This is a genomic window from Actinomycetota bacterium, from assembly GCA_030776725.1.
GTDB lineage: Bacteria > Actinomycetota > Nitriliruptoria > Nitriliruptorales > JAHWKO01 > JAHWKW01.
Map to the genome: position 1 here is coordinate 1 of JALYHG010000133.1, position 9,723 is coordinate 9,723.

Consider the following 9,723-nt stretch of genomic DNA (forward strand, 5'->3'; position numbering starts at 1 on the left):
GCCGCAGGGCGCGCGCTCTGGCCGGTCGGGGATCGAACGGATCGGTCGGCGCCTGTTCGACGGGGACCACCGACAGATCCGGGAGGGACGTCGGCGCGACCGCGCGTCGGGCTCGCGCGGTCAGGGCATACGGGATCGGATCGTCCCAGGACAACGGCAGCGGCGGTTGCTCGCAGCCGGTGGCCTGTGGCGGCGCGGCCTCCGCCGCTGTTCGAGGCGATGCTGTGCTCGTTCCGTTCATCGTGGGCGGACCCTACGAGCCGGGTGTGACACCGAACGTCCGTCGTCGCTTGACGCCGGCGACCCTCACCCCTCGCGTCCGGCCAGCTGCGTGGGGAGGCGGACGGTGAAGGTGGTCCGCCCGGGCTCGGAATCAAGACCGATGTCGCCGCCGTGGCGGGCGACGGTGTTGTAGACGGTGTGGAGCCCGAGACCTGTGCCCTGACCGGGCGGCTTGGTGGTGAAGAACGGCTGGAAGATCCGGGAGCGGATCTGCGATGGGATGCCGGGTCCGTCGTCGGTGATCTCGGCCACCACGCGCTCACCGTCCCATCTCGTGCTGATGGTGATGCGCCCGGAGCCCTCCATGGCGTCGATGGCGTTGTCGATGAGGTTGGTCCACACCTGGTTGAGCTCGCTGCCGTAGGCCTCGATCCGGGGAAGCTCCCCGAGATGGAGATCGACCTCGACGTCACGCAGGCGATGACGCAGGACCACCAGGGTCTGTCGGATGCTCTCGTTGAGGTCCAGGTCGGGGACCAGGGTCTGGCCGACGTACGCGTGGCTCTTCACCGCCCCCACGAGTTCGGAGATCCGCGCTGCGCCGGTGCGGATCTCGTCGGCGAGTTCGCGCACGTTGTGACGGGCGACGAGCCAGCGCACCAGCGGGCGAACGTGCGCGTCCTTCACGTCGGCTGTGGCGCGCTCGAGCGCCGGCAGATCCCAGCCCGCGTCGACCAGCGTGGCGGCGTCGTCCCACAGCGCCTCGCCGCCGTGGTGTTCCAGCCAAGTGCCGAGGCGCTCCGCCCGGTCGGAGCGGGTCAGCGGGTCGGACGGGGGCGGGCCGGGCGGGGGCGGGCCGGGCGGGGCGAGCGTGAGGTCGACGTCGGACGCGCCGCTGGCCAGCAGGTCGGCGGCGGCCTGTTCCAGCGCCGCCACCCCGTCGACGATCCCTCCGGCGCTGCGCTGGACCGCGGCGGCCGGATTGTTCAAGTCGTGCATCAGCCCCGCGGCGATCCGACCGAACGCCGCCTGCTGCTCCGATTCCCGCAGCCGCGCCTCCAGTTCTCGCATGCGTCCGACCACGGTGTGGAGCATGGACAGCGCTGTGGAGGAGTGTTCGGTGAGCTTGCGGAAGGCCGGCTCGGAGATCTCGATCACCCGGCTGTCGACCGTCGCCTTCGCCGAGGCGTTGCGCGGCCGGCCTTCCAGCAGGGCCATCTCGCCCAGCACGTCCCCCCTCGCGACCCGCCCGATCCATACGTCGCGCCCGTCGACGTGCCGGACGACGTCGAACTCCCCCTCGACCACCACGTACAGGGCCTCCCCGGGGGTGCCCTGCTCGATGAGGGCCTGACCGGCCGGGACCTGCCGCTCGGGGGCGTTGCCGCTAAGGGTGCGCAGCTCCTCCTCCGGAAGGTCGGCGAAGTAGGGCAGCTGCCGCAGGAAGTCGATGCGGCCCATCGAGGCGTCGCTGCTCACAACCCGGCCAGGTGCTGGTGGACGAAGCTCACCGCCATCGCACCCTCGCCCGTGGCAGACGCCACCCGCTTGACGGAGCCGGCGCGGACGTCCCCCGCAACGAACACCCCGGGAACGGTCGTCTCCAGTGGCAGTGGGTCGCGCTCAACCGACCAGCCCTTCGGGGGTGGGTCGAACCCAGGTCCGGACAGGATGAAGCCATGCTCGTCGCAGGCCACGAGGTGGGCGATCCACTCCGTCCTCGGCGCTTGGCCGATGAACACGAACAGCGCGCCCGCGTCGACCGTTTCTCGCTTGCCGCTCTCGAGGTGCTCCAGCGTCAGTGACGACAGGCGCTCCTCCTCCGATCCGACCTCGACCACTCCCACCCCGTAGCGGATCCGGATGTTGTCGGTGGACTCGAGCTGGTCGATCAGGTAGCGGGACATGGTCTCGACCAGCGAGTCGCCGCGAACCAGGATGGTGACGGTGCGCGCGAACTGGGACAGGAACATCGCGGCCTGTCCCGCGGAGTTCCCGCCGCCCACCACGAAGACGTCCTGCTCGCGGTGGGTGACGGCCTCGATCCGGGAAGCCCCGTAGTACAGACCCGCGCCGGTCACCTCGGCCGCGCCCTCGGCCGGCAAGGTCCGGTACTGCACACCGGTCGTGATCAGGACGGCGTGGCAGTTCACGTGCGAGCCGTCGCTGAGCTGGAGGATGCGGTAGGGGTCCTTGCGGTTGGCGCCGACGACTTGCTGTGGGACGAGCAGCTCGGCGCCGAAGCGCTGTGCCTGGGCGACGGCGCGCCGTGCCAGTTCCGCGCCTGACAGCCCCGCAGGGAAACCCAGGTAGTTCTCGATCCGCGCACTCTGGCCCGCTTGACCACCGGGCGCCTCCTGCTCGACGAGCAGCGTCTTCAAGCCCTCCGAGGCGCCGTACACCGCGGCGGCGAGCCCGGACGGGCCCGCCCCGACGATGACCAGGTCGTAGAAGGGCAGCTCCGCGTGGACGTGCAACCCCACGCGGTCGGCGACCTCCGCGGGCGACGGGTTGGTGAGCGGCGGGCCTTGCGCGAACAGGACGAGCGGCAGGTTGGCGGTGTCCGCTTCCGCCAGGGCGATCAGTTCGCGGCCCTCGTCCTCCGCCGCATCGACGAACCGGTAGGGGACCTGGTTACGGGCGAGGAACGCCTTGAGCTCGTGGGCCGGCTTCGACCAACGGTCAGCGACGATCCGCAGGCCCTCGAACGGTGGGCGCCACGACTCCAGCCAGTTCTCGAGCAGGTCGTCGAGCACCGGGTAGAGCCGCTCCTCGGGGGGATCCCACGGCTTCATGATGTAGTGGTGGAGGCCGACCTCGTTGATCGCCTTGATGGCGGCCTCGGTGTCCGCATAGGCCGTGAGCAACGTCCGCTTGCTGTCGGGGAAGACCTCGATGGCCCGCTCCAGGAACTCCACGCCGGTCATGCCCGGCATGCGCTGGTCCACCAGGAACAGCGCGACCTCGTCGTCCCGCAGCCGCAACTGCTCGGCGAGGTCGAGGGCTTCCTGGCCCGACGGGGCGGCCAGGATGCGGTAGTCCCGGGCGTAGCGGCGGCGCAGGTCGCGCTCGACCGCCCGCAGCACCTGAGGGTCGTCGTCGACGGCGAGGATCGTGGGGTTGGCCACGTTGTTGCCTCCGGCCGTGTGTGGCAGAACTCCGCGTGGGCGAAACTAGCGTCCGGGGGTTGACGCGGACATGCCAGCTGTAGCGTCCGCAGACAGTGGAGTGGAGTCTCTCACGGTCAAACGCCGCCGCGGACGACGTACGCGGTGACCGCATCGGTCTTGCCCTTGATCCGAAGAGCCGGGAGACGTTCGACCGATGCGCTGGCGGGCAGACGGTCGTAGGTGCCTTCGCCGATCACCACCTCGCCCACAGGGGCCTGGCTCTCCAGTCGGGCCGCGAGGTTCACCGTGTCGCCGATCACGTCGTGCTTGCGGTAGCCACGTTCGGCGCCGAGGACCCCCGAGGCCACGTCGCCGCTGTTCACGCCGACCCGGAAACGCGGCCAATCCGGCTCTCGGTCGGCGATCTCCGTGGCCACCCGCTGCAGCGCGAGGCCGGCCCGTACGGCGAGCAGTGCATGATCCGGCTGCTCTCCCGCCTTGTTGAAGACCACCATGATGGCGTCGCCGATCAGCTGGTGGACCTGGCCACCGTGCTCCTCCATCAGCGGGACGAGCCGGGAGAAGTACGTGTTGAGCATCCGCGCGACCTCCCCCGGCGGGGTCCGCTCGGAGAACGCCGTGTAGCCCTGCAGGTCGGCGAACAGGACGCTGACCTCCTCCGCGCCGGCGAGCGTCTGCTCGAGGTAGAGCGCGCTGAACCGCTCCTCGTGCCACTCCTGCTTCGCGGCCGCGGCGATGACGGCGAAGGCGGCGAGCATGAGCACGTGCCACTCCCACCACGAGACCCGCCAGTTCACGGCGTAGGCGATGACCACCATCGACTCCGCCAGCAGCGCGAACGCCAGCGCGACGGCGAACACGAAGCGTGCGCGGCGACGCTGGTAGAGCCGCAGGTACCCGACCGCGCCGAGTCCGTAACCGAGGACCCCGACCACCCCGAGGGCGACCTGCCACCCCTCAAGCGCCTCCTGCTGCAGCGGGTCGTTCAGCGGACGGACCTCCGCCAGCGACATCACCGCCCACGCGACCATCACGCCCAGCAGTCCACCCAGGATCGGTCTCGAACGTGCCGTGATGCGGCGCGACGTGGACGGGGACAGGTCGAGCGCCGACGCCGCCACGAACAGGCCGCCCAGCAGCAGGCCGACCGGCGTCGCGAGTTCGAACCCGGCGTTGGGTCCGACCAGGACCCCCGGCGTCGCGAGCGCGTGCAGTCCCAGGAACCCTGCCCCAGACAGGAACGCCAGCGACACCAGGAACAGCCGAGCGTCCCGTCGGCGACGTGCCGGGACGGTGATCGCGTACCCGAGCGACATCGCGATCGCAGCCGCCACCAGCACCAACCAGAAGTGCGCGGGGTGATTCTGCCAGCGCGCATCGAGCGCCGGACGCAACCGTAGCAAGGCGAGGAGCGCGAGCGGGGAGAGCACGACAGCGACGGCCGCGACAACCCGGGTCCGCCTACCCACGCGGGCGTCGGGCTCGATCACCGCACGTTCGCCGAGCGCCATGCGCGCGAGGATAACGATGGCAGCCGCTCGCGCAGGGACCCGGCGAGGTGGGCCGCCGACCACCACAGTGGAGGCGGAGACTCGGTGTTCCGGTCGTGGGCGAGGTCGCCGACGCGCGGGTCGCCTGGGCAGTCCACGTCGACCAGTAGGCTCGGCGGCGGACTCCCCGATGTCTCACGGCATCGGCCCGGCAGTCACCGACGACCACCCGGTACCGGAGCGTGCAGCGTGTCGACCACAGCGGGGAACCTCACGCGCGACGAGGCTGCGGCGCGCGCTGAGCTGATCTCCGACGTCCGCTACGACGTCCACCTGGTGCTCGGTGAGGACGGTGAGACCTTCCGCTCGGTGACGCGGGTCCGGTTCCGCTGCGACGACCCGGGGGCCGGAACGTTCATCGACCTGTCGGCGCGGTCGGTCGACCGTCTGGAGCTGAACGGCACCCCACTGCGGGCCCAGGATCGCTTCGACGGCACACGCATCGAACTCGACAGCCTCGCCGCCGAGAACGACCTGGTGGTCGAAGCCGCCTGCGCGTACCAGAACACCGGCGCTGGTCTGCACCGTGCCGTCGACCCCGTCGACGGGCAGGCCTACCTCCACACCCAGTTCGAACCGTTCGATGCGCATCTGGTTTTCGCCTGCTTCGACCAACCCGATGTCAAGGCGCGCACGACGGTGCGGGTCGACGCTCCGCCGCACTGGCAGGTCGTGTCGAACATGCCGCCCACGGATGACAGTGGCGACGGGTTGTGGGCGTTCGACTCGACCCCGCCGCTGTCGACCTACCTGGTGGCGGTGGTCGCCGGCCCGTACCACGTGTGGTCCGCCGAGCATGGCGACGTACCGCTCGGCGTGTACTGCCGTGCGTCCATGGCCGACCATCTCGACCACGACGAGATCCTCGAGATCACCACGCAGGGGCTCGACTTCTTCCAGGCCGCGTTCGACCATCCCTACCCGTTCGCCAAGTACGACCAGCTGTTCGTCCCCGAGTTCAACTTCGGGGCGATGGAGAACCCGGGGTGCGTGACGTTCGCCGAGCACTACATCTTCCGTGGCGCCGTCACCGAAGCGGAACGCGGGTCTCGGGCGAACACGATCCTGCACGAGATGGCCCACATGTGGTTCGGGAACCTCGTCACGATGCGGTGGTGGGACGACCTGTGGTTGAACGAGAGCTTCGCGACGTTCATGGCGACCTTGGCCGTCGACCGGGCCACGCGCTTCCCCAACGCGTGGACCACGTTCGAGCACGACACGAAGACGTGGGCGCGCTACCAGGACCAGCTGCCCTCCACGCACCCGGTCTCGACGGACGTCTTCGACCTGGATGCCGTCCACCAGAACTTCGACGGCATCACCTACGCCAAGGGCGCCTCGGTCCTGCGCCAACTGGTCGCCTGGGTCGGTGAGGATGCCTTCCTGGACGGGGTCCGCGCGTACTTCCGCCGCTACGCGTGGTCGAACGCCGACCTCGATGACCTGCTGCGTGAACTCGAACGTGGCTCCGGCCGCGACGACCTCGCATCGTGGGCGAAGGAGTGGCTCCAGACGGCCGGGCTCAACACGCTGGCGGCGCGGGTCGAGGACGACGATGGCCGCTACACCAGCGTCTGGATCGAGCAGGACGCCCCCGACGACCACCCCACGTTGCGCCGCCACCGCGTCCGCATCGCCGCGTTCGACGAGAGCGACAGGCGTCTGGTGCGTCGCCGGGGTGTGGAACTGGACGTGGCTGGTCGGTCCACCGACGTTCCCGAGCTCGTCGGGGAGCCGGTCGCGGACCTGCTCCTCGTCGACGACGCCGCGTGGACGTTCGCCAAGGTCCGCCTCGACGACCGGTCGCTTGCGACCGTGGAAGCTCGCCTCGGTAGCCTCACGGACCCGCTGGCGCGCACGCTGTGCTGGGGCGCGGCCTGGGACATGGTCCGTGACGCTGTCCTGCCGGCGCGGCAGTTCGCCGCGATCGCACTGCGCAACGTCCCGGGCGAGGACGACGTCGGGTCGCTCCAGACGATCCTGCGCCGTCGCCTGACCACGGCGCAACTGTGGGGCGACCCCGGTAACGCCCGTCCGCTGCTGCGCGCCATGGCCGATCAGGCCCGCGACGAGGTCCGCGCCGCCCAGCCGTCCAGTGACGCACAACTGACCTGGGTGCGACACTGGATCTCTGCGGCACGCGACGACGAACACGTCGACGCTGTCCGTGCGCTCCTCGACGGTGACCTGTCGATCGAAGGGCTCGTGGTGGACACCGAGCTGCGCTGGCACATCGTGAAGGCGTTGGCGAGGATCGGAGCACTCGACGAGGACGCGATCGCGGCGGAACAGCGACGCGACCCCACCGACCTCGGCGAACGCAACGCCGCCCAGGCCCGCGCGAGCCGGCCGGATGCTCGGGTCAAGGCCACGGTGTGGGAACGGATCGTCGGCGAGCGGGAGATGTCCCACAGCCTGCTGAAGGCGTTGATGCGGGGCTTCATGCAGCCCGACCAGCCCCACCTGGCACGCCCGTACGTCGAACCGTACTTCGCTCACCTGCGACCGATGTTCGACGAGCGCCAGTTGGAGGTCGCGCTGGCGTACGCACACTCGATGTACCCCTCGGTCGTGGTCGAGGAGCAGCTGGTGGAACGCACCGACGAGGAACTCCGCCGTGAGCTACCCGGTCCGGCCCGCCGTGTCCTCCTCGAGGAGCGTGACACGGTGGTCCGGGCACGACGGACGCGGCTGCGTGACGCCGAGGCGTCGCAGCCGTGAACGCCCAGCGCCCAGACCGCGAAGAGGAAGAGTTCTCTCAAGCGTGGGAACGTCGTGACGAGCTCGACGTCGGCGCCCCGACCGGGCAGTGGTCCGCCTTCCGGGCCGAGCACGACACCGCCGAGGTGCTGCGCAGGCAGGTCCACGGCGAGGGTGACCCGACCTCCCGACGGACCGACCACCGCACGACCATGCTGCTGGCAGGGCTCGCCGCGGTGGTCGTTCTGGCGATCGTCGTCTGGCTGGTGGTGAGGTGACCGGCCGCCGTCAATCCTCGAGGAGGAAATCCGACAGGATCTCGGCGTAGGACGGGTGGCGCAGCTTCGCCAGCGCTTTCGATTCGATCTGGCGGATCCGCTCGCGGGTGAGGCCAACGGCGGTCCCGACTTCGTCCAGAGTCCGCATGGTCCCGTCACGCAGCCCGAAGCGCGATTCGATCACCAACCGCTCACGCGCCGGCAGCTCATCGAGGATCGACGCCAGGTGCTGCTGCAGGAGCAGGTACGCCGCTGCGTCCAGCGGCACGACGGCGTTGACGTCCTCGATCATGTCACCGAACGAGCCACCATCATCGTCGCCGATCGGTGCATCCAGCGACGCGGGATCCACGTCGAGGCGGCCGAGTTCTTCCAGCCGGTCGGGCGGCAGGCCGGTCGCTGCGGCGATCTCCTCCGCGGTCGGTTCCCGACCGAGCTTCTGCACCAGCTCACGTTCGACGCGCGCGACCTTGTTCATGACCTCCACCAGGTACACCGGCACGCGTATCAGCCTCGACTGATCGGCGATCGCGCGGCTGATCATCTGGCGGATCCACCAGGTCGCGTAGGTGGAGAACTTGTAGCCACGGGCGTGGTCGAACTTCTCGACGGCGCGGATCAGGCCGAGGTTGCCCTCCTGCACGAGGTCCGGGAAGAGCATCCCGCGGCCCACGTAACGCTTGGCGATGGACACGACCAGCCTCAAGTTGGCCTCGACCATGCGGCGGGTGGCTCGCTCCCCGTCACGCTCGATGCGCCGCAGCTGGGCGCGCCGCGCCGGGGGCACGTCCAGCGTCGAGTCCAGCAGCGCGGTGGCGGCCCTGCCGGCCGCTGCCCGCTTGGCGAGGTCGATCTCCTCGTCGGCGCTGAGCAGGTCGACACGCCCGATCTGGTTGAGGTACAGGCGGACGGGATCGACCGTGGGGAGCGACGGGTCCGCCACCGCACCTGCTGATCCGCCGGCGGTGAGCTCAACACATCCGATCCCGGCTCGACGCAGCAGCCGTTGGATCGCGTCGAGCTGGCGGTCGGACAGGTTCCCGTCCGACGCCAACGTCGCCAGTTCATCCGAGGTCACGAAACCGCGTGCCCGGCCGCGCGCCAGCAGCGCGCGCACGTCCCTGCGTGCCGCGACGCCCTCGTCGGGGAGGGTGAGGACGGTGGCCTCGTTGAGTTCCGGATCCGCCACCGACACCTCCGACGGGAGCCGGCGGGGGTCCGCCGTGGCCGGATGGTACCTCCACGGTCGGCCCCGCGCGGCCGGAACGCTGAAGGACATGACTCGCGGGACGCCGCCGCCCGTGTGCTCGAGGACCACCTGTGCACCCGTGTGCCAGCGCCGGCGACGGCGCCGCAGGGTCACTCGGAAGCGACGTGGCGCAGGTCGCGGCGGCGTGCCTCCAGCGCGATGAGCCGCTCGAACTCGGTGCGGTGCCGGTCGCGTTCGACGACCGGGTTGAGCCGCTCCACCACGTCCTTCTGGCGGGAGATCTCGCGCTCCACCCGCCGTAGCAGCAGACGCCCCACGAGCATCGCGACGTGCGGGGCGTCGGGCTCGACGGTGAACTCCTCCAGCGCGATGGCGCGGATGACCGTCCGGGTCTCCTCGTCGGCGGCTGCTGCCAGGACGGTGTCGAGGTCGGATCCGGGTCCCCCGCCCTCCTGGTACGCGTCGAACACCGACCGGGCCCTGGGGTGGCTGAAATCATCGGCGGTGACCTCGACCCAACGTTGCGGGAGAAGATCGGGCCGCTGCAGTGCCACGCGGAGCGCTTCGCGTTCCAACTGTGCTCGGGCCGATCGGCGACGGCTGTCGGTGGGCACCGGATCGGGACCCGT

The 9,723-nt window shown here is 70.2% G+C and carries 7 protein-coding genes; 2 read left to right on the forward strand and 5 right to left on the reverse strand.

The window, feature by feature from the left end:
• Nucleotides 1-306: 306 nt before the first annotated feature.
• The 3 genes from M3N57_06330 to M3N57_06340 all read right to left on the reverse strand — a co-directional run bounded on the left by M3N57_06330 (nt 307) and on the right by M3N57_06340 (nt 4,864).
• Nucleotides 307-1,683, reverse strand: coding sequence for an ATP-binding protein (locus M3N57_06330; protein MDP9022306.1), 1,377 nt, complete (start codon nt 1,681-1,683; stop codon nt 307-309).
• A gap of 14 nt (nt 1,684-1,697) precedes the next feature.
• Nucleotides 1,698-3,350, reverse strand: a complete 1,653-nt coding sequence (locus M3N57_06335) for an FAD-dependent oxidoreductase (protein MDP9022307.1) — start codon at nt 3,348-3,350, stop codon at nt 1,698-1,700.
• A gap of 116 nt (nt 3,351-3,466) precedes the next feature.
• Nucleotides 3,467-4,864, reverse strand: a complete 1,398-nt coding sequence (locus M3N57_06340) for an adenylate/guanylate cyclase domain-containing protein (GenBank protein MDP9022308.1) — start codon at nt 4,862-4,864, stop codon at nt 3,467-3,469.
• 228 nt (nt 4,865-5,092) lie between these two features.
• On the opposite strand from M3N57_06340, the gene pepN reads away from it, so the two are divergent.
• Nucleotides 5,093-7,627 carry an aminopeptidase N gene (gene pepN / locus M3N57_06345; protein ID MDP9022309.1) on the forward strand — a complete coding sequence of 845 codons (2,535 nt, stop codon included), beginning with the start codon at nt 5,093-5,095 and terminating at the stop codon, nt 7,625-7,627.
• Nucleotides 7,624-7,884 carry a hypothetical protein gene (locus tag M3N57_06350; GenBank protein ID MDP9022310.1) on the forward strand — a complete coding sequence of 87 codons (261 nt, stop codon included), beginning with the start codon at nt 7,624-7,626 and terminating at the stop codon, nt 7,882-7,884. The genes pepN and M3N57_06350 overlap by 4 nt, the downstream gene beginning before the upstream one ends.
• Nucleotides 7,885-7,894: 10 nt before the next feature.
• Here the strand turns inward: M3N57_06350 and M3N57_06355 are convergent, their stop codons facing one another.
• Together M3N57_06355 and M3N57_06360 are read right to left on the reverse strand one after the other, a co-directional pair.
• On the reverse strand, nt 7,895-9,073 hold the full coding sequence (locus tag M3N57_06355; GenBank protein ID MDP9022311.1) for a sigma-70 family RNA polymerase sigma factor: 1,179 nt from the start codon (nt 9,071-9,073) through the stop codon (nt 7,895-7,897).
• A gap of 170 nt (nt 9,074-9,243) precedes the next feature.
• Nucleotides 9,244-9,723: hypothetical protein (locus M3N57_06360; protein MDP9022312.1), on the reverse strand; the 480-nt coding region annotated here is incomplete at its 5' end.

Excerpts from the sequence above, each read along its gene's own strand:
- M3N57_06330 (MDP9022306.1), bottom strand. The coding sequence starts at position 1,683 with ATGGGCCGCATCGACTTCCTGCGGCAGCTGCCCTACTTCGCCGACCTT.
- M3N57_06340 (MDP9022308.1), bottom strand. The coding sequence starts at position 4,864 with ATGGCGCTCGGCGAACGTGCGGTGATCGAGCCCGACGCCCGCGTGGGT.